At 44.8% G+C, this 21,552-nt stretch carries 18 protein-coding genes; 9 read left to right on the top strand and 9 right to left on the bottom strand.

Annotation, left to right across the window (positions count from 1 at the left end; genetic code table 11):
- Nucleotides 1-28 precede the first annotated feature (28 nt).
- Nucleotides 29-1,849, top strand: coding sequence for a glycoside hydrolase family 15 protein (locus K1Y79_RS02450; protein ID WP_220248414.1), 1,821 nt, complete (start codon nt 29-31; stop codon nt 1,847-1,849).
- 224 nt (nt 1,850-2,073) lie between these two features.
- On the opposite strand, the gene K1Y79_RS02445 is transcribed toward K1Y79_RS02450, so the two are convergent.
- Nucleotides 2,074-3,663, bottom strand: coding sequence for a hypothetical protein (locus tag K1Y79_RS02445; protein WP_220248413.1), 1,590 nt, complete (start codon nt 3,661-3,663; stop codon nt 2,074-2,076).
- A 226-nt stretch (nt 3,664-3,889) separates the two neighbouring features.
- Between K1Y79_RS02445 and K1Y79_RS02440 the strand changes: the two genes are divergently transcribed.
- The 7 genes from K1Y79_RS02440 (at nt 3,890) to K1Y79_RS02410 (ending at nt 11,093) form a co-directional block, all read left to right on the top strand.
- Nucleotides 3,890-4,174 (top strand): hypothetical protein, encoded by a 285-nt coding sequence (locus K1Y79_RS02440; RefSeq protein ID WP_220248412.1) that lies wholly within the window; start codon nt 3,890-3,892, stop codon nt 4,172-4,174.
- Between the two features lie 172 nt (nt 4,175-4,346).
- Nucleotides 4,347-4,535 (top strand): hypothetical protein, encoded by a 189-nt coding sequence (locus K1Y79_RS02435; RefSeq protein WP_220248411.1) that lies wholly within the window; start codon nt 4,347-4,349, stop codon nt 4,533-4,535.
- Nucleotides 4,536-4,698: 163 nt separating this feature from the next.
- Nucleotides 4,699-4,983, top strand: coding sequence for a hypothetical protein (locus K1Y79_RS02430; RefSeq protein WP_220248410.1), 285 nt, complete (start codon nt 4,699-4,701; stop codon nt 4,981-4,983).
- A 67-nt stretch (nt 4,984-5,050) separates the two neighbouring features.
- Nucleotides 5,051-5,338: a hypothetical protein gene (locus K1Y79_RS02425; RefSeq protein ID WP_220248409.1), complete on the top strand. Its 288-nt coding sequence runs from the start codon at nt 5,051-5,053 to the stop codon at nt 5,336-5,338.
- A gap of 72 nt (nt 5,339-5,410) precedes the next feature.
- A complete protein-coding gene (locus K1Y79_RS02420) occupies nt 5,411-7,804 on the top strand; it encodes an outer membrane beta-barrel family protein (RefSeq protein WP_220248408.1) in 2,394 nt (797 codons plus the stop codon).
- Nucleotides 7,805-7,827: 23 nt separating this feature from the next.
- Nucleotides 7,828-9,381 carry a hypothetical protein gene (locus tag K1Y79_RS02415; protein ID WP_220248407.1) on the top strand — a complete coding sequence of 518 codons (1,554 nt, stop codon included), beginning with the start codon at nt 7,828-7,830 and terminating at the stop codon, nt 9,379-9,381.
- Nucleotides 9,382-9,434: 53 nt separating this feature from the next.
- The gene (locus tag K1Y79_RS02410; RefSeq protein ID WP_220248406.1) at nt 9,435-11,093 is read left to right on the top strand and encodes an O-antigen ligase family protein; all 1,659 of its coding nucleotides are present in this window, start codon (nt 9,435-9,437) and stop codon (nt 11,091-11,093) included.
- Nucleotides 11,094-11,277: 184 nt separating this feature from the next.
- Here K1Y79_RS02410 and K1Y79_RS02405 read toward each other — a convergent pair whose 3' ends face one another.
- The 8 genes from K1Y79_RS02405 to K1Y79_RS02370 all read right to left on the bottom strand — a co-directional run bounded on the left by K1Y79_RS02405 (nt 11,278) and on the right by K1Y79_RS02370 (nt 18,281).
- Entirely contained in the window at nt 11,278-12,144 is an 867-nt protein-coding gene (locus K1Y79_RS02405; protein ID WP_220248405.1) for an STM4011 family radical SAM protein, read from the bottom strand.
- On the bottom strand, nt 12,141-13,445 hold the full coding sequence (locus K1Y79_RS02400; RefSeq protein ID WP_220248404.1) for an STM4012 family radical SAM protein: 1,305 nt from the start codon (nt 13,443-13,445) through the stop codon (nt 12,141-12,143). Before K1Y79_RS02400 ends, K1Y79_RS02405 begins: the two co-directional genes overlap by 4 nt.
- Nucleotides 13,442-14,248, bottom strand: coding sequence for an STM4013/SEN3800 family hydrolase (locus K1Y79_RS02395; RefSeq protein WP_220248403.1), 807 nt, complete (start codon nt 14,246-14,248; stop codon nt 13,442-13,444). Before K1Y79_RS02395 ends, K1Y79_RS02400 begins: the two co-directional genes overlap by 4 nt.
- Entirely contained in the window at nt 14,242-14,871 is a 630-nt protein-coding gene (locus K1Y79_RS02390) for an HAD family hydrolase (protein WP_220248402.1), read from the bottom strand. Before K1Y79_RS02390 ends, K1Y79_RS02395 begins: the two co-directional genes overlap by 7 nt.
- A 2-nt stretch (nt 14,872-14,873) precedes the next feature.
- The gene (locus tag K1Y79_RS02385) at nt 14,874-15,980 is read right to left on the bottom strand and encodes an STM4014 family protein (protein ID WP_220248401.1); all 1,107 of its coding nucleotides are present in this window, start codon (nt 15,978-15,980) and stop codon (nt 14,874-14,876) included.
- A 3-nt stretch (nt 15,981-15,983) separates the two neighbouring features.
- Complete coding sequence (locus K1Y79_RS02380) at nt 15,984-16,901, bottom strand: STM4015 family protein (RefSeq protein ID WP_220248400.1); 918 nt, start codon at nt 16,899-16,901, stop codon at nt 15,984-15,986.
- 196 nt (nt 16,902-17,097) lie between these two features.
- Nucleotides 17,098-17,817, bottom strand: coding sequence for an AAA family ATPase (locus K1Y79_RS02375; protein ID WP_220248399.1), 720 nt, complete (start codon nt 17,815-17,817; stop codon nt 17,098-17,100).
- Between the two features lie 134 nt (nt 17,818-17,951).
- Nucleotides 17,952-18,281, bottom strand: a complete 330-nt coding sequence (locus tag K1Y79_RS02370) for a hypothetical protein (protein ID WP_220248398.1) — start codon at nt 18,279-18,281, stop codon at nt 17,952-17,954.
- Between the two features lie 110 nt (nt 18,282-18,391).
- Here K1Y79_RS02370 and K1Y79_RS02365 point away from each other — a divergent pair, with 110 nt between their 5' ends.
- A complete protein-coding gene (locus K1Y79_RS02365) occupies nt 18,392-21,550 on the top strand; it encodes a SusC/RagA family TonB-linked outer membrane protein (protein WP_220248397.1) in 3,159 nt (1,052 codons plus the stop codon).
- Nucleotides 21,551-21,552: the final 2 nt, after the last annotated feature.

Raw genomic sequence — 21,552 nt, 5'->3', positions numbered from 1 at the left:
TTAGGCATGGTTCATGATAAATACCCGTATGAAGCATACTGAACGGCCATATCAGCGTATTGAGAATTACGGTATTATAGGCAATCTTGAAACAGTTGCCCTGGTATCATTGACGGGATCAATAGATTTCATGTGTTTTCCCCGTTTTGATTCTCCGACTATCTTCGCGTCATTACTGGATGCGAATCAGGGAGGTTATTTTTCTGTGGAACCGGAGCTGAAAGACTATACAGCGAAGCAGCTGTATATTCCAGGCACCGCTATTCTGCTGACGCGGTATTTTTCTGAATCAGGCATAGCCGAGTTGACGGATTATATGCCCATTCTTCCTTTAGAGGATGAACCAGACAGTACCATCGTCCGCAAGATTAAGACTATCCGAGGTAATATCACATTTAAGGTACATTGCGTACCCCGGTTTGACTATGCAGAAGCCAAACACGAAGCAGTCCTTGATGAAGAAAAGAACGAGATCGTATTTACAGCCATTAACGACGGTAATGTGCAGTTACGGCTGATAGCCGATGTGCCATTGCAACTGAAGAAGAAAGACGGTTATGCGGAGTTTACCCTGAAAGAATCTGAAACGGCACACGTAGTACTGCAGGCGGTCAGGAAAGACCATACTACTGCCTTTGCAAACATTGGTTACTATGCACATGATACTTATCATCAGACCATTTCCAAATGGCGCGATTGGATAGGAAAATCGACCTATAAAGGACATTACGGGGAGCTGATCACCCGATCAGCGATTACGCTTAAACTGCTGACGTCTGCCAGGTACGGTTCTGTTGTAGCAGCAGCCACCTTTGGTATACCCGAGACGCCGGGCGGTAGCCGGAACTGGGACTACCGGTTCACCTGGATCCGGGACGCTGCATTTACCATGTATGCATTTCTGAAGCTCGGCTTTTTTGACGAGGCAACCGCTTTCATGGATTGGATATCCAGTCTTTGTAAGGAATCTCAATTACAGTTACTCTATAACATTGACGGTACTAAGAGCGGTGAAGAGCAGGAATTGAAACACCTGGAAGGATACAAGGGCGCGAAACCCGTAAGAGTAGGAAATGCGGCAGCCAAGCAACGGCAGATTGATATCTACGGAGAGCTGATCGACACCATTTACATTTACAACAAATCATATAAACCGATCACTTACGAGTTCTGGACGCTGATACAGCAGCAAGTGGAATGTGTAGTCCGGGACTGGAAGGCACCTGACCACGGTATATGGGAAATACGGAACGCAGAAAGAGAGTTCCTGCATACGCGGCTAATGTGCTGGGTAGCGATGGACAGAGCTATCAAGATAGCTGAGCATCGTTCTTTCCCTTATCCGGAAGTAGAGTGGCAGGCTGTGAGAGATGAGATCTACACAGATATTTATCATAATTTCTGGAATGAGGAAATAGGTGCATGGGTGCAATACAAAGGTGCAAAAACAGTAGATGCCAGCGTATTGCTGATGCCATTGACGCATTACATTACGCCACAGGAACCCAGGTGGTTGTCAACCATGAAGGCAATAGACCGGGAGCTGCGCCTGGATGTACTGATATACCGTTATAAGAATCACCTGGAAGGTATTGACGGCCTGGAAGGAGAGGAGGGTACTTTTAATATGTGTTCGTTCTGGTATATCGAAGCATTGGCGAAATGTGGTCAGGTAGACCTGGCAGTGGAAAGTTTTGAAAAGATGATCGGATATGCAAACCATCTGGGATTGTTCAGTGAGGAACTGGGTATGAAAGGGGAGCATCTGGGCAATTTTCCACAGGCATTTACGCACCTGGCATTGATCAGTGCCGCGGTAGAAATCAATAAGCAGTTGAGCCGCCAATAAGCTATAAAAGGCAGCTACGGTTCATAAGAGGAACTTTCCTTTTTAAAGCTGATTATACCCGTTTCATTCAATAATGCTTATACCTGTAACTGTTAATATGCAATATTTGCTGCGCAGTAAAATTACGGTTTTACAATTGCAGTTAGTAGCAATTGAACAGTTGTAGGTATAAGCAGTACACCCGCCATTCCTGGCGGGTGTTATTTACTTTGAAGGCAAAAGGTTTACCACCACTGTTGTACGCCATTGGCTACAGTAAAGCATCGCTCGCGCTGCTTACCATTGCTGGCAGTTACCCTGTATAGACCATTCGCGGGAACATCGTTGAATACCAGTGTGCCGTCCTGTTTAGAGAGCGTATTTACTTTCTCCCATTTATCTTTCCAATAGTATAAGGTATAGGCTTGTCCGCGTTCGGGAGCCGCGCGTTTCTCATCCCGTTTAATTTTGTCTAATCCGTCAGTGAACATTTTATGGCCCCAACCCAGGTGCTGATTTTCAGCAATGAAGGCTACTTCTTCTGCTTCCTTGGAACGGAGCTGCGTAACGGCCACATCGATGGTCGTCTGCTGTGGTTCCAGCACCTTTACAATGCCGGTACTGTCAGCATATACCGGATGGCCTACAGGTTCGTATAAATCGTTCTTCAGTAGTACAGGCATGTACAGGATGTTTCTTGTCATATCCTTGAAGTGCGCGTTTCCCTTATCATCTATTAAGGAATAGGCGGTGATCTTCCAGGTGCCGTTAGTGAAAACAGCCAGGTAGGCTGCGTGTTGTTTATTGTTTAACTGTGCAGGCGTGAAGTGTACGTCGATATTGGCAACAGGGAAGTATTCGGCGGTAACGTCTTTTATTCTGTAATCGTTAAACAGTTCAGGTATTCTTTCCTGGTTGGTGTTTTTAGATACAAGACTGTTAGGGTTGATCTCAAATTGTCTGCGGTACACTTTACCTGGAACACGATAGGTAGATTTTTCAGGATGTTCCTGATCGTCTATCAGTTTGAACGGTTCATATTGATATGGATCAGATTCCAGTCCCATGAAGGGAACATTCTTGCCACCATTTTGTAATAATACATTCCATTCGTGACCGCCGCCATCGACATTACCCCATGATGGTGTGAAATCGACAGTAGCAGGTACACCGTAAGATCTTAGGGGAAATAAAACTGTCTTACACATTTCAGCGCAGTTGCCCATATTCTCTGAAGATAGGGCAGTCCAGTTTTTGATATCACCATAGTTTCCTTCACCTTTATAAACGAATCCTTTAACCAGTTGTTTATTAAATATCCGGCAAAGCGAAGTGTCAGAAAGCTGAGCGTAACCACCTAGTGAATCCAGCATGGGCGTATAGCGTTCCTGGATTTTCTTCCGCCAGTTTTCCAGTGGTTCATAATCGATCCTGTAGGGTAATACATAATTACAGAAGTCGGTAAAGCTTAGCGAGCCCTTCACTATCTTAGTACGGCAGGCGTCCACAGCATTATCGATCTGTTCAATAAGATAATCCGTCGTGATGTACTTCGTATCCTTGTGGAGCACGACTTTCTGTTGCTCTTTATCTACCGCCAGAGAGCCTATGCCTGCTATGTTATTTATAATAAAGTAGCAGGACTTTATCTTCAGGGAATCTCCTTCCGGCAGATAATGATCGAGTAAATTTTCAAAAGTCTGTCTTTCATTTTCTGACAATACACTAAGGCGGAGCTCGATATCTTCCGGGCGTGCATTTCTTGATTGGCAGGACGGGAATAGTGTAATTGCCAGGATGGCAATTAAAAGGTAACCAGGAATGTGTGTGTGCATAGCGCGGGTTATTAATGGTATAACGGTAAGGGTTATTTATGTTTTCTAAATTATACGATAAGTTGAATAATTTATTTTTTTTTATCGTTTAGAAATCTCTATCTTTAAAATGCGTGGCCAACTAAAATCACAACATTCAAAAGTCAAATTAAGACACATTTATTTTATCGACCCGATTACCGTTTTTTATCAAACCCGAATTAAACAATTCCTCAACACATCAATTATGAAAATCAATTTCAAAATCGCTCTGCCTATTCTGATGGTTGCTCCTATTGCTTTGTTTGCTTTCAAAGCTCCAGCTTCCAATACAGCTTCCAACAGCCTGCTGAAAGGTGCTGAAGTAAGCGCTGCTTATAGCGAACTGCATAGCTCTGCTGACGCTTTCGTAGTAAAAGCCAGAGCTACAAAATCAGCAGAATCTTCGGTTGCAGAAGAATCAATCGTAACCCGCAGCATGCCAAAAGTAAACGATGCTTACATCCAGAACATCCTGGTGAAATACGAATAGTCGCATTACTGCCACGCTATATTTGCATTGCTTCTTATTTGTGTGATCCTCATACCATTTACCCATGACACGTAATCCAAGATTTGTTTTGCCTATACTATGTATGGCACCAGCCTTTCTGTTTGCATTCAAAAGTGTTTCTCCTGTTGCATCAGTATCTAATAGCAGCTTAATGCTTAACGTTGTTGAACAGACAACTAACGATGTCCTTTCTGTTGATGGCTCTATTATAGTTCAGAGCAGGATGGACCATTTTGCTGAGGTGGTAATCACTACAGAGGCGAATAAGCTGGGCTCCGTTACAGGTAATCAGGTGATGGATCAGCAGGAAATACTGCAGATACTTTCCAGGTATGAATAGCTCATATTGAGGGGTATTGTTCGTATTTAAATTAAGACCTATTTCTGGCTTCGCGTACTCTCTGTCAACGAAAAAACAGGGCCTGCTTCAGGGCTGTCTTTTTCGGTCTGACCCGTATTGTTTTTATTTAATCCATTTTATCAAATCCATTAACTTCTGACTTATGAAATTCAACGCAAAATTTGCCCTGCCTATTCTGATGGCCGCTCCTATCGCTTTGTTTGCTTTCAAAGCTCCAGCATCCAACACTGCTTCCAACAGCCTGCTGAAAGGTGCTGAAGTAAGCGCTGCTTATAGCGAACTGCATAGCTCTGCTGATGCTTTCGTAGTAAAAGCCAGAGCTACAAAATCAGCAGAATCTTCCGTAGCAGAAGAATCAATCGTAAGCCGCAGCATGCCTAAGGTAAATGATGCGCAGATCCAGAACATCCTGGCGAAATACGAATAGTTGATTTGATTGGCCACGCTATTTTCCAATCCCTTTTTTTATTATCCGGTCCTCATACCATTTACCCATGATACATAATTCAAAATTTGTTCTGCCACTTTTATGCATGGCGCCAACCTTTTTGTTTGCATTCAAAAGTGGACCTGCTGCCGAAGCAGTATCACAAGGTAGTTTGATGAGTAATGTAACCGCCACTACAGTCAGCAATGAAAATGTATCTGTAAACGGTCACATTGTAACTGTTCAAAGCCTCGCTGAAACTCAGTTTCACAACACTATAGGCGTTCACTCCGTGACTCGGTTTCGCGCAGTTGATGAAGACGCACTGCTGAAAGTACTTTCAAGATATGAATAAGATTTTGGGGTAAATGTTGATGTGTATTTTATCCAGCTATTAAAATTATCTGTTCTTCGCGTATTAGAATCAATGAGAAAAATTGAAAACCAGTTCGGAATTAAGGCATTCCTATGCCTCTTGATGCTGACCACTGGCAGGGAGGTGTATGCTCAGACATGTACGGTTGTCATACTAGATAGTCAAACTAAACATCCACTACCTGCAGCAACTGTTGCAGTAAAGGGTAATGGCTTGCCAAATACTGTCCTGACAACAAACAATAAGGGCATAGCTACCCTAAAGACAATAAGCGAAGGACAGTATGCAGTTTCAATCAGCTATCTGGGATATAATACATTGGATACGGCAATACTTATTAAGCGACAACAGGATCCTTTACAGTTCCTGTTGTCTCCTTCTATCAGTGCCCTTAAAGGCGTAACAGCAGTAGCAAAAAAGCCCTACCTGGTACTAAATAAAGGCAAGATGATACTGAATGTATCTGAAAGTGCATTAGCAACTGCAGGTAATGCCTGGGACGTATTACGTTATGCCCCCACTGTTGAAACATCCGTGTCCGGCAAACTGAATATCCGTGCACAGGCAGCCACCGTATATGTCGATGGCCGTAGAATATATTTACAAGGCGATGAGCTGTTGCAGTATATGCAGGGCATCAATGGCGCTGAAATAGATCAGATCGAAATTATTAATCATCCCGGACCTTCTTATCCGGCAGATGTGCAGACTGTCATCAGTGTCAAGACCAAAAGACTCAGGTCCAGGGGCATGAGAAATACACTCATGCTGGCGGGTATACAGGGTATTTATCCGAGGTATAACATTACCGAGCGGCTGGACGTAAGTACACGAAGCCTGGACATTCAGGCGGGCTACTCTTTCACACATTTCCAGAAAGGAACAACTTCTTACTTTGAGACATTGCAGGGCGAGATTTATCCCTGGAATGTTAAACAATATAACAAAACCAGGCAGGACAACCAGCGTGCCTATATCAATACGGCTCTACACCTTCCGGGAGGAAGCCTGTTGACGTTTTATGGTGAGTTGCCCATTAACAGCAATGATGCTGTAATAAAATCAGGCAATGGATTGGCTACGTCAGACAGAATCAGCAAAGGAGATTCTGTATTCAGGTTTCATTCAGCAGTACATAACAAGACCATCATGCCTTTTGCGCAACTCAGCTTTGAAAAGAAATGGGATAGTAGCAGGCAGGCTGTTAAGTTACAGGCTGAATACCTTTACAACGACAGAAAATACACAAATCTATATAGCATCAGCAACTTCAGGGATACCGGTTTTATACGGGAGCGATTTCTGAAGGACAGTCTGCCACAACAACTACGTACACTAGTATTTTCAGGTTCTTACAACAGACGGATGTGGGAGGGAGAACTGAATAGCGGCGTACGATACAGTCAGACCAGACTGGATAACGACAATAAAACTGTTTCACTGCTTTCAGATAAAACGCTGGCTTTATCTGACCTTATATACAAAGAACGAAACTATGCACTTTTTTCCACCTGGGCAAAGCAGCGGGGCAAGTTGTATTATGAAGCTGGACTTCGATATGAGCACAATAGTGTTACTGCATGGAATAATGGCAAATATGATAGTGCAGCGCCTACTATCTCTGTACTACTACCGTCGGCACTATTGCAATGGCAGATTTCGGAAACTCATGCATTGATACTTTCTTATAAACGGGTAGTCATGAAGCCTGATTACTTTCAGCTTAATTCTTTTTCCCGGTTTACGGATAATACAACCGCGGTATTCCAGGGTAATCAGTCTATCCGTCCGCAGCTGAATAACGATATCGATCTTACCTGGCAGGCGGGGTCGTTGCTGACATTATCAGCGGGCGCACAGATGGCAAAGGACTTTATCAATATCATATTTCTGAGAGATAAGAACAATCAACTCTACCAGCAATATAGCAACTTTGACAGGGCCAACATCTTTTATCTGAATACAACGTTCGCTGCGGATGTCACCGGTTTCTGGCAGATGCGACTGAATACAAACAGCTTTCTTGCTGATATAAGATATAAGTCAGTGCCCCGTTCCAGGGCAACACCGTCTTTGAATATGAGTTATCAGAACAGTTTCACCTTACCGTTTCATATTAAGCTGGAAGCTGCATTGAGTTATAACAATACATTCAGTGATGGGTTCTTCAGGCATGCAGAATATGCAGTTGCAGACGTTGCCGTACGTAAACAGATTCCAGCCAGCAATCTTACCATCAGCCTATCCGGATCGACCGTATTCGGTCCGAATGAAACAAACCGGGCTATTTATAACAACATTCAGTATAACGATCGTATCTACCACGACGCCAGGTTTGCCCGGTTCATTCTTACATGGACTTTGGGTAAGCAGACTATCAGAAGTATTAAAAAGGGTACCTCTGCGTCTGAGGGAGATCAAAAAAGAATTAAAGAAAAAATCTGAGTTAACAATTTTTGCTTAATCTTATGAAATCAGTGTATTGCTTCTTCACGGAACGGAAAAGTAGTGATGACCTTTTCCTGCCCTTCTTCCGCATCTCGGTGAGTCTGTTTTTTCTGATACATTTTCTTGCAGTTATTCCCGACTTTGCGGCACTGTATTCGAGGGAGGGTATTATTCCTGCGGATCTGGGAGAGCTTTTCAGCCATTACTTTGTACCGACATTATCCAGCTTCTCTGCATTATTGTATAGCTGGTTTCACCTCGAAGAGGCAACATCACTCAGTATATTCCAGGGGCTGTACATTACCTGCTGTCTGACGCTATTGATCGGTTTCTGCAGTCGTGCTTCTGCCATCCTGCTTTTTATACTGCATACCATTCTGATAAGTGGTGCGCACCTGTATTCCTATGGTGTAGACATGTTTACTACCATTATGATGTTCTACTGCTGTGTGTTTCCACTTGGGGCTGACAAATCCATAGATAAGCATTTCTTTTATAGGAATAGGGAAGTAAATCCCACTCAATACCGCCGGCTGTTACAGATACACATCTGCCTGGTGTACTGGGCTTCCGGCCTGGGAAAGATCGTAGGCTATAACTGGTGGAATGGAGAGGCTATCTGGAAGGCGCTGCATCTGCCTTTTATTCATGGTACAGATGCGGTGAGCTATGATGTTCTGGGCGAATATCCGTTATTGTCGCTGTTAATTGGGTGGGGTACTGTACTGATAGAACTGCTGTATCCTTTATTTATCTGGAAGAAACCCTGGAAGAACATCTGGCTGGCATTGGTGATCATGATGCACCTGGGTATTATTCTGGCGCTGAATCTCTATTTCTTCTCCACATTGATGATCATCTTTAACCTGTCAGCCTTCCTGAACCTGGAAAATAAGAAAGAAGACATCCAGGCACAGGGTGCAGGAGATAGTGATGCTGTCGTCCGTAACCGGCGACCTGTTTTCGTGACCTGGGCATTGGTGCATATAGTGATGATCCTGTTTGTTTGTGTCTATAGTGTTTTTGATGATTACGATGCGTTTTACCACGGCAATAAGAAAGACTACAAGCGGCCCGTTGCATTGGAACGAGTGCAGTCGGTACTAGGTATACCCATATTGGCAGACTATCTCCGTTTTGCAGGTATAGATACAGGGTATGGCTTTTTTGCCCCAAATGTAGCCAGTGCTTATGTGATTGATTTCAGACTGATGAATCAGGAAGGGCAGGTTGTTAAAAGCCAGTATCTGCCGGAATTGAAAAGTGGAGAGAGTGTTGTCAGGTTTGGCACTTTACTGGGTAATTTTCAGCGGAAGCTTAAGCTGATGGAGAAAGGCGAAAACAAGAAAGGCCTATATGGCAGGTACCTTGATGCATTGGTAAAAGCCATGGGCCAATCTATACTAAAGCAAAATCAACAGGCGGATGTGTCAACTGTAAAAGCTGTGCTGTACATGTATTCATATCCCAGCCTGAAGGAAATCACCCTGGAAAAGCGTGAGAAGAAACTGATACCGCTGGATAGTTTTACCGTAGTGAAGAAAGCCCCCTTGGTGTTGAATAACATTGACTGATTACACTGGTTATGAATTTTATCTTTTCTTTCGAATACCTATACCCTATACTTATGATACTGGTAATAACTATTACCAGTATCATGATACCGGGGAAAGCGCAGGTGCGTAGTCAGGCGCTGACGTTCACTGTGTGGGATCTGTTAATGGGGTTATTGACTGTCTTTATATTTATTAATATCCGGCAGTCATCACCGGCTGGTCTGACATTCCGGGATGTGGCATCACCGCTCATATGTATGGCGCTATATAGCGTGGTAAGGTGCTTTATGCCATTGGCTTTTTCGGGCCCTACACGTGTTGTATTTGCCATTGTGATACTGCTTGGAGGCATTGAGGTACTTATTGGTTCGGCCCAGGCATCCGGCATGCTTAAAAACAGTATATCGCTGTTTAAGATTGCCGGAAGTTTCGGTAATTCAGGTATCTACGCAATGTTCCTGCTATCCGTGCTTCCTTTGGCATTATATGTCTTCCTGGATCAACGGCAGGCTAAACCAGTATATGGATATTCTGCGTTGGCTATTGCTGCCTTACTGATATATGCCTTGCTATGTCACGCCGATTCGCGGATCGGATGGATCACCATGGGGGTGATCATTGCCGGATATGTTTATGCGTACCGTAGGATCCCTGTATATGTCACAGCGGGTTTTGCTGTAGTAGGTATATTGCTATTCATTTTCCTGCTGGGGTATAAACAGGACTCTACAGACGGACGTTCATTTGTCTTGTTAAACAGCCTGCAGTTAGCGAAGCAGCATTTCTTATGGGGAGTAGGGGTAGGTAACTTTGAGAAGTACTATAACGATTTCCAGGCGGCATATTTCAGTACACATAACGATATTGCTCATGAGCGGCTGGCTGCATTTATTATTGTCGCCTACAATGAATTTCTTCAGTTCCTGATAGAGGGAGGTGTGATTGCGCTGTTGATCATGATTGCGATAGCGGTGAAGTTTTTCTGCTTTGTGCGCGTGGTATTCCGGAATGAGGCCGATCATATGCTGAAATTCCTCGTAGTTGCAGCTTTATCTTTCGTGGTGACCAGTATGACGACCTATCCGTTCAGAACGATGGCTACACTGACCCATATTGTGCTTGTGGTCGCCTTACTGGGTACTGCGGATAAACAGGTATTGTTCCGGGTAAATGTGCTTAATATGTATGTCAAAGGACTCAGTATTGCCACCTGCCTGGTTATTACCTGGCAGGTAGCCGTTCTGGCCAACAGCATGTTTAAATGGGAAACATATGCCGGTTATATCAGTAAAAAGGAATCAGCGCCCTCCGTTGTGGAAGTAAAGACATTATATCAGAAGGCGTTTGGTCAACTGTCAACGTCTGCGTTGTTCCTGCATGACTACGGGGAGAAGTTATATTTTGCAAAGGATTACCCGGGTGCAATAGTGCTAATGGAACAAGCGGCCTTGCGCTCCAGTCATTATAGTATATATGAGTCATTGGGAAGAGCGTATGAAGCTGCCGGTAACTTCGCAGCTGCCGAAAAGGCCTTCCTGAAGTGCAGCCACCTGGTTCCTAACCGCTTTTACCCTAAGTACAGCCTGATGTTATTGTACTTGAAACAACAACAGCCTGAGAACGCCCGTAAATGGGCAAATGTCATAACCGGTATGCCTGTTAAGGTAGATGGTGAGGACGTACGCAAGATAAAGCAGCTGGCACAACGCGTGACGGCTACAGGAGAGTAAGGGTATAAAAAGGACACTGCACAGTATTTTGATGCTAAATTCCGAATAAACGCCTTAAAACGGCAGCATCCAAAACTGCTTACAGAGATGCGCCCTATGCATATAAGAAGCAGAGTGGCGGTTAGGCTACAGCCTGTAAGTATATAGTGACCAGAAGGCTATCCGGCAGGTACTGCAACAGGTATCAGCAGGATAAGGGCTTTCTATCCGGCACTATTCTTTCCAGTTCTCTTCCCTTGTATAACTCATACAGGTTTAAGTCATCCATGTGTACATATCCTATATGGCAGCCACAGGTGGCATTTGTACAGGTTCTGGGATATAACGCTGATGTGAAGTCGCCGGTATAGATATTGCCAATCTTCTCCTTAATAAAATGACACCTATACATATTCCCGTCTCCGTCAAGGCTGATAACGCTATGTCCCGTTTTGCAGTTTTTCCCAAAGCTGTCATAGTGTATCATATTATTGACTACGTAGGGGTCGATAGCTGATAACGTGGCGGTTTCTTCTGCCGTATAGTAGTCTGCTTGTTTCTTCAGTGCATTTACCCACAAGTATGTCTCGGCGGGTAGTGCTGCCCGCAGCGTTTCAATTTCGGGAATCACTTCCTTGAAACCGACCACTCCGACGCTATAAGATACCTGTAATTCATCCAGCTGCCGGCATTGTGATAAAAACGTGGCCCTGTCTGTTTCACCGGGGTGATAGGTCGTCCATAATGCCAGTTTGCTTTTATCTGCCTTATTTAGCCATTCCAGTCTGCAGGACAGATTAGTTTGAATGGCTACCTTCTCTACATTGGGTAGCAGGCTTAAAGTGACCATTGCTTCCTGGTAATATCTGCGGATCAGGGCTTCTCCCCAGGGGGTAAAAAGTATCTTGAATTGTATACCGGCTTGTTCACTTACAAAGGTGATGAAGCGTTTCAGTTGTGCAGCATCCCTTTCCAGCGTTTCCCTGGAGTCTTTCCTTTTGGCAAAGGGGCAATAGTTACAGCTATAGTTGCAGCTGGAAAGTGGCCCCCTGTATAGTATGGATAACGTCATTGTAGTACAAAGTTGTTAATGAGCTCCCGGATCGGATTTGAATACAGCCAAGGTCCAATAGCGTCTGAATAATCGATACCGCTGGTAGTAAGACGGAAAAGTGTGCCTTCTGTGACGGCCATGCCATTGTCGGTTAACAGTTGTAACTGAGGGAAGTCTTCCAGGGGATGACTTCCGTATAACTGTTGGTATCGTAATGTATCAAGGCCGCTGTTATGCAGTATAGACTTAATAATAAAGCGTCTCCGTTGTTCTTCATCCGGCAATATAATACCGTAGTCGGCCTCACTGAAGTCGGCAGCTGATTTCACCGAGTACTGATCTATGATAGATTTGATATTATGTCTGGCTACTGCATATTCAGATGAATAGTGTACTGCTTTGGTGTAGGAGCGTGCACCGGCTCCTAAACCGATCATGCCATCTTCCTGGCAGGAATACATGACCTGATAAGTGTTGTCTGCCGATTTCCGTCGTCTGAACATCCGCATGGATACCTGTTCATAGCCGGCGGTCGTCAGCAGTTCTTTGGCCGCGAGGTACAGATCAAAGCGATTATCTGCGGGGGCATTCCCTGTCTTGGTGATACCAGTTAAAGGCCTTACATACAGCGGGTAGATAAAGATCTCATCTACTTGGTAGGCTATAGCTGTTTCTACCGAATACAACCAGGAATCAGGTGTTTGTTCATGGGCACCGTAGATCAGGTCTATATTCACCGTAGGGAATCCCTGCTTTTTCAGCAGATCGAGGGCTGCGAACACTTCCTTGTTCTTCTGTGGACGTCCGAGGGATTTCTGCTCCGTCTCCAGGAAGCTCTGTATGCCCATACTTACCCTGTCAACACCCTGTGCAAACAGGAACCGGGCTTTCTCTTCATTAATAGTCTTCGGAGACATCTCAAAGGATACCGGCATCTGTTCCGGTTGTGCCCCTATGCTGCGAATAATGCGGAACAGCCTTTCCAGCTGGCTTACATCCAGGAAGGTAGGTGTGCCACCACCTACTGCCATCTGACCAAAACGAACGGGTTGAATAAGCCTTTGCAGGGTTGTGGCCTCTCTTTCCAGGGCATCCAGGTAGGTGTTTACCATGTCATCTTTCGGATTGGCAATGGTAAACAGGTTACAGAATCCGCAGCGCATCTCACAAAAGGGGAGATGTATATACAGAAATAACGCGTCCTTTTTCTCTTCTTTCCACAGGTCTGCCAGGGGCATAGGCGCTAACCGCCGGTAGCTGTGTTTGTGCGGATAAGAGTACGCATATGCATCAAATATATTGTCGAACAATGCCGTCATGCTTTCTTTTTAAGTATAAAACTGGCCATTGGCACATCCCATACGCTGGGATGACCAATACGGTGACCGTAATATCCATCCTCTCCATATGCAGTGCCATGGTCAGAACAGATGATACAAAATGTGTCTTTGTCCAGTTGTTCCAGTGCAGCTGTCAATATGGGCAACTGGCTGTCCACATATTCCAGTGCCGCTTTATGCGAATCTAATGTATCTGTTGTATGGGAGGTGGTATGATAAAAGTAGTTAGGTTGATGAATAGCAGAAACATTAATAAAAAGGAATAGCTGTCTGCCATCACTTCCACTGATCACCTCTGCCGCTTTCTCAAACTGGTGTTGGGTGGACGCAGGATCTGTTACTCCATATGAGCGGTCCCAGTAGCTATCCTGGAACAGGGATGGTAAGACAGTACCTAATGCTGTTTGTTTGTTAAAGAAGCCCACACCTCCTATGCAGACGGTTTTGAAACCCATTCCTGCAAAACCGCTGACAATGTCAGCAGTGTCAAAGACCAGGGTCTTTTCACCGGTAGTCTCGCTACCTGCAAATCTGGCGGCAAACATTCTCGGCATTTTCTCCGGTATAGCCGGAGTGGGCAGGAATCCTGCAAAAAACGCATGATGTGCTGCATAGGTAAAGCTACCTGGGGAACTGCACCGCTGCCATCCCTGGGGCAGATATTTCTGAAAATTGGGCGTCTTATTCTCTTGTAACAGGGACGCTGCTGCATCATACCGCAGACTATCCAGCGTAATGAACAGGATATTCATATCACTTGCTACTTCTTTCATGTTCAGCATTCCGTCCATATTGGCAGCTCTGTAAGGTGAGTAATTATTATTTCAGGGGTGATGCCAGCTGCTTTCCTGCCCTGCGACACCCAGCAGGTATCAAGACCGCATTGTTGCGCAGGTAGTATGTCATTTGCAGTATCATCCCCGGTCATCAGTATCTTTGCAGGTGAAACCGCCAGCACATCCAGTATATGCTGATAAAATGCGGGCGCTGGTTTAGCCAATCCAATTTCTCCTGAGATAAAGATATGTGTAAAGTAATCTGTCAGGCCGCAGGCTGCAAGTTTCGCACGTTGTATAGCACTACTGCCATTGCTGGCCAGCACTAGCTGATGTTTCTCCTTCAGTTTCTCCAGCATTGTTAATACCTCGCCGTCCGGCTTTAGTGCCTGTAATAGCAGGCGCTGGATGTTGCGCAGTAAAGATGTTGTGTCTGCGCCAGGCATCAGCCAGTGACAGAAAACGGCCCTGTCAGTATATCCGGCATTATCATAAGCCATCACCTGGTCTAGTGAGTAAGTAACCTGCGGATGCTGTTGCAACCATTGCCTCATTGCTTGCCGCATAGCCGTATCGCGGTCAATCAGTGTATTATCAAGGTCAAAGATCAGTGTGTGGTATTGCTGCATGACTATAATGATTGCTGTTGGAGAATAGCTGATATTTCTGCCTCATAACAGGTTTCTCCCTCGTCCAGCAGATTGGGTAGGAGGTCGCCGAAAGCATTGACCTCAAGTACATAGGGCCGGAGGCTATTGGCGGTCAGCATAATATCCACTCCCATGTACCAGGTAGCAGGGAAACAGGCTGCTGTCTTTTCTGCCAGTTGCCTGACAGCATTCAATGGTTCCTCTCCATAAGCATGCAGGAATGTCTGTATATCTCCGCGTTTATTACCGAGATGAAGATTGGTGATTACCTGTTTACTGGTGCGTATCACCGTGTGCCTTGCAGTGCCGCCTATCACTAATACCCGGATATCAAAATAGCGGTCCTCCAGGGTAGCTTTGGGTAACCATTCCTCGATCTGTACACCCTCAGCAAGTATTCTGTTAATAAGATCCGTTACATCAACCGGGTCTGTGTATGTACGTACTTTCAGTGAGTTGAATAGCTTTATACCTGCGGGTGTTCTGGTCAAGTCAGCTGAGGAGACAGCTTGTACCTGTTGACCGCTCTTTCTAAAAGCAATTACCCCGGAGGCAGAAGAAGCATGTGCAGGCTTAATAAATACACGGTGCATTTTTGACTGTTCCATGGTATTGACCAGTGACAGATAGTCTGTTACCTGAGGCAGTATGCGTGGTACTGGTATATGCTGTTCATACAGATATTGCTGGCAGGCAGCTTTATCAAACATTATACGGATATCTTGCGAATTGTTCATGCGTATGACTTCCCGTGGCATGAGCATCTTGTCAATGTCAGCAAGCAATTGACTAAAGCCAGTGTACCAGGGGCGCATGTACCGTATAATACCCTGTTCAGGTATATACAGATCAGCGGGGACAGGCTTGTCAGCAAGTCCCCGTTGAATCAATAACGCTCTTACAGCCTCGTTTTCTCCCGGAGAATCAATCTTAACAATACTTCCTGCCGGGATATCTGCTACTGTTCTGCCAGTCAGCAGATCAATATAGGGTATGACTATCACGGGTGGTAGTCCCTTTGCAGCTGCCGCTTCACAGAAAGCAATCGTTCTTCTGTTCTCCGCATTCCCAAAAATCACCACATGCATAAGTTACTCAGAGACTTCTATATATGGACCGTATTTATCGGCTGTTTCCTGTTCATCCAAATTTATTTTGATGCCCAGGGACTGCAATTTGCCCATCATTTCATTGCTGAGATAATGATGTCGTAAGTCAAGGAAGGACAGTTCTTTAACAGCAGGACTGTTCAGCAGGGCTTCGCCTCCTTTGTCACTCAGCACTCCCATTGACAGGTCGAGTACATCCAGTTGTTTCACGAAAGGAGAGGTGCTGAGCGCTATTGCAATTTCATCCTGGATCTCGCTGTTTTTAAGGCCCAGCGACTTGAGTCCGGGGAATTTCTCACCTGAGATGATAGTGGCGTAATCTTCTACAGTAGAAGCGAAGCCATAGTTCTCAGATCCCAGCCATAGCTCCAGTTTCTCCAGTTTAGGCAGGTCTGCAGCCATGATATCTTTAAGGGTATCAGGGCCCAGTCCGCCTGTTTCAATGATGAGCGTATTCAGGTTAGCGTGGGCAAAAGCAGTGATCCGCAGCCCGTCGCCGCCTCTCACCCGGAAGTATTCCAGTTGTGGGAATGCAGCCAGCAAAGGAGACATGTCAGATTGCTGTATCCATGATATCTCACATTCCTGGTAGGTAATATCGCCAATAAAAAGGTGTGTAAGTTGCTGCAGTTTGTCCTTGAAGGATACCAGTTTGTTAACCAGCGATTCAGTAGTAGTCGAAGACTCCTGGTCAAACATGCCGATAATCAGTTGTGTAACTTCACCCACTCTTGCATCATTTGCGAATGCATCCAGCTTTGCATCAAATTCTTGTGCTGCTTCGTCGTAGTCTGTGTTGATGCGGTAGACTACAGTTTCGGGATTAACAATACCAGTTTCGGGGTTGAAATTCTCCACTCTTTTACCGAGAAATTCGTTCAGGTTGGATGCAATAGTCATTCTCTTTTTTGTGGCTAATATAAAAGTTTTTTTTCAGAGATATTGCCAGTATACACGTTATTAAAAGCAATCGAGCATATACTATCGTTTCTTTCCTGGTAAGTTGGTAGTAGGAGCGAAGGCAGTATAGGATTGCCTGCAAGTGAAACAGCCTTCAGGAATGGCTGAAGGCTGTCTCACTTGCAGGTCAGTCTTATTAGACAGATACCTTCACCTGGCGCTCTAGTCTGGCAATAAACGCTGTTTTTATCTGCGTATAAGCATCATCTTTTGCCTCAGCAAAGGAGATATTGTATTTGCGGTCAATAGTGCGCATTTCCTCCGGAAACTTGTCCAGCAATTTATTATAGTACTTATCCAGTTCAGCGGCATCTGGCAACTGATACGTAATCTGCAGCTGAAAGCGCCTTAACAATGCCTTGTCGATAATATGCGCATGATTGGTAGCCGCGATCAATAGTGCCTTTTCAGGGAAGTAGTCAATGAGCTGAATGAGGGTATTCACCAGTCTGCGCATTTCTCCTACATCTTTATCATCATTACCGCGTGCTTTGCCTACCTGATCAAATTCGTCAAGGAAAAGCACTGCTCTTTCGCGTATTGCTTTATCAAATACCTGCTTTATATTCTGAGAAGTTTCGCCTATACGGGCAGACACAATACTACTCAGGTCCAGTATCAGTAACGTTTTATTTAAAGCTTTGGCAATTGCTTTGGCAGTAGTCGTTTTGCCACATCCTGAGCTGCCGTGCAGCAGCACTTTATTATTGACGGGCAAACCTGCATTGTGCAGTTCCTCAATATAATAATGCTCTTTTATTAGCTGTTCAATGCTGGTTTTGTTCACATCACTCAACTGTACGTCGCTGAGGGCGACCTGTTCTCTATCAGTTATAAGTAGATCAGAAAGGTTCATGTATACCTGCTTATTTAATCTTTGTTCAATGGCCAGACGCTTCACAACTGCAGTTACGCTGATCTATAACTATTGCAGCCATCTTGTGCCGGCTGATAATATTATTTCCTGCCATTCAACTGGCAACTGCAAAATTAGGCTAATAAACTACACGTTTCCAGGGCCAGGATATAAATATTTAGGTAGGCCAAAGCGCAGAGAATAACTGTGGTAGGAATTTTTTTGACGGGTAAACATCGCTGTATTCGGTTAATAATCAACTGCTTCCCGGCGGCGCTGATTTTCTTACCAAATTCTAACCTTGCTGTATGCGTTAATTTTTTATCTTGCAGACGTAATAATTCAAGGCCAAAATCTAAATCAATAAAATCTAAACCATAACGTAGAACAGATCCAGTATCTGAATTAACTATTGTGCTGTATAGTAATGCCATAGAAACGCATAACAACTTCTGATCTCCCATAGATAAACAGATTATAAGGCCGTAAGTGATGACGGTGGGGAAACACTATTGGGGTAAATTCTGAAGTATACTTAAAAACACATCAACCAAGTTCTAAATCAAATCAGCGTATGAAAAAAAGTCTACTCTTGTGGCTGTTTATGGCCATAAGCATGATGCATGCATTGGCACAATCCCGCACAGTTTCCGGGAAAGTCACAGATGCAAAAGACGGGTCGCCATTGCCTGGCGCGACTATCAGGATCAAAAGTACTTCTTCAGGAACTGTAACAGATGCTACAGGCTCTTTTACTATTAAAGTGCCCACTGAATCCACTGTATTACAGGTATCCACAACCGGGTTTTTATCAAAAGAAGTCCCTGTAGGTACCAGCGGCCAGCTGAATATTGCCCTTTCCAGTGATGAAAAAGCATTAAGTGAAATCGTAGTCGTAGGTTATGGTACCCAGGAGCGTAAGAATGTAACAGGTTCCGTAGGTACTGTAAAAGGCGAATTGCTGAAGAACCTGGCTTCTCCCAGCTTTGATAAGCAACTGGCTGGTCAGGTAACAGGTGTACAGGTAGGCGTTGCTACCGGCGCTTTAGGTCAGCCGGCCCGCGTTCGTATCAGGGGTGTTAACTCCATCACCAACAGTTCTGATCCATTGTACGTAGTTGACGGGGTGCCTTATATCTCCGGAGACCTCGGTGGTTCTGCATCTGTATCTTACAACCCCCTGGGCGATATCAATCCTGCTGATATTGAGAGTGTGGAAGTATTAAAAGATGGTTCTGCAACTGCTATCTACGGTTCACGTGCTTCTAATGGTGTTATCCTGATCACTACCAAACGTGGTAAGCAGGGTAAAACCAGTGTTGCCTATAATGCATGGGTAGCTGCTGCAACGCCTTCCAAGAAGTTTGACCTCCTGGATGCTAATCAGTTCATCGATATTACCAATGAAAAGCTGACAAATGCCGGCCTGGCGGAAGCTGCTAAGCCAACCCTGGACCCAAATGGAAATCCTTACAATACTGACTGGCAGGACGTAGTATTACGTACCGCTTTCCAGCAGAACCATGCGTTGTCATTCAGCGGCGCTACTGAACAGACAAACTACTATTTCTCACTCGGATACTCCAACATGGATGGTATCTCTGTAGCTAACGATCAGGTACGGTACAATGTACGTGCTAAGCTGGAACAAAAAGTGCTGGAAAGAGTCACCTTCGGTATCAATGTCGGTGTTACCCATACGACTGACAGAGGTCTGAACGCAGGTACCAATGCGCTCTCCGGCAACATCGGTGGAGCGATACGCCTTTTCCCGAATGTACCTGCTATGTTTGAAGACGGCAGCTACAACCTCAGCGCAGATAAACAACGTCTTGGTAAAGGCGCTAACCTCCGCGAGATAGACGATAACTATACCAACCTGAAATATGTGCTGGATCACAATGTATTCCGTAACCAGAGTATGAATACCACCGGTAACGCCTTCGTGAGCGTTGAGCTGGCAAAAGGTCTGACCGCCCGTAGCCAGATTGGTATTAACAATCTAAACGTTGAATACTACAGATATTATGATCCTGTTCATGGAGACGGTAGGGGGGATGTAGGTAGTACAGCACAGTATTCAATGCCTCAGTTTAGATACAACTGGCAGAATACCCTTACCTACAACAGAACGCTGGGCCTACACAACATCGGTGTAGTAGCTGGTGTGGAGCATCAGAAAACAAGAACCCGTAACTTCTTTGCCAGCGCTACGAACTTGTCTGATGTATTCTTCGGTGGTCAGAATATTATCTCTGATGCCTGGGGTACCAAGAATCTCGGCGGTAGCGTAACTGAACGTGCCTTTGAATCTTATTTTGCACGTGCCAATTATGCCTTCAATGACCGTTACCTGTTAACAGCTACCATCCGTCAGGATAAAATCTCTTCTTTGCCATGGGGTAATCAGGGAGCAACCTTACCAGGTGTTTCAGTAGGTTGGCGTCTTTCCAAAGAGGCCTTCTTTGAGAACGCAAACCTGAGCTTCATCAATGATCTGAAAATACGTGGTGGTTATGCAAAAGTAGGTAACGTAGAAATCGATAACTACCCTTATGCAGGTATATTCAACGCTGTTACTTACGGAGAACTGAATGCTATTCAGTATGGACAGATCGGTAACCCGAACCTGTCTTTTGAAACCAGTAAGAAGCTGAATGTCGGTCTGGACATCGCCCTGCTTGATAACAGGATACAGTTTACAGCAGATTATTTCCAGAATAATGTAGATAACCTGATCCTGGCAGCGCCTACTCCTCCTTCACTGGGTGTACCTAAGAATAGTATCAACCTGAACGTAGGTGAGATGAATAACAAAGGTTTCGAGTTTGCTTTGAACGGTGTAATTGTCAATAGTGAGAAATTCCGCTGGAACTCCAACCTGAACTTTACCATGGTAAAGAATAAGGTGACCAGGCTTGCCAATAATAATGCCGACATTATCGATCTTTACAACATTACTCGTGTTAATAACTCCATCGGTGCATTCTTCGGCTTTGAATCCAAAGGTGTAAATGCTGCCAATGGTAACCCGCTGTGGGAAAAAGCAGACGGATCTACTGTACAGGGTAACCTGGATGCAAGTGGCAACTTCAGATTCTATGCTTACGATCCTAGTAAGCCAGCAGACCTGACTGCCCCTGTTGCAGCCCTGGCATTTGCTGACAAACGTATCCTCGGTCAGTCAAACCCAACCTGGTATGGTGGCTTTAATAACACCCTGAGCTATGGTAGATTTGATCTGAATATCAACCTCACTTTCTCTGGTGGTAATAAAGTATACAACGTTACCCGCCAGGAGAGCCTCACTAACATGAAATTCCAGAATGCAGGTAAAGAGCTGTTACGCCGTTGGACAACCGCAGGTCAGGAAACGGATGTACCACGTCTGTTCTATGGTAGCGGTGCAGGTAACTCCCTTAACCAGGCAGGTAATACCAATAGCCGTTTCCTTGAAAATGGTTCTTTCCTGCGTGCACAGAACATCGGTCTCGGTTATGCGCTTCCTACGCCAGTATTACAACGCCTGAAGCTGAACAGTCTGCGTATATACGCACAGGTACAGAACGCGTTTGTTATTACAAGCTACACGGGTCTTGATCCGGAGTTAAATGCTTACGCACAGGCAATCGGCGCTACTACGCATGCAATTACCAACAGACAGCCGGGACTTGATTTCAACACGAATCCGGTACCACGTACCTATACTTTCGGCATTAACCTGGGATTATAAAA

It is taken from the genome of Chitinophaga rhizophila (assembly GCF_019492185.1).
GTDB lineage: Bacteria > Bacteroidota > Bacteroidia > Chitinophagales > Chitinophagaceae > Chitinophaga > Chitinophaga rhizophila.
This window is presented reverse-complemented; position numbering and strand designations above follow the sequence as displayed.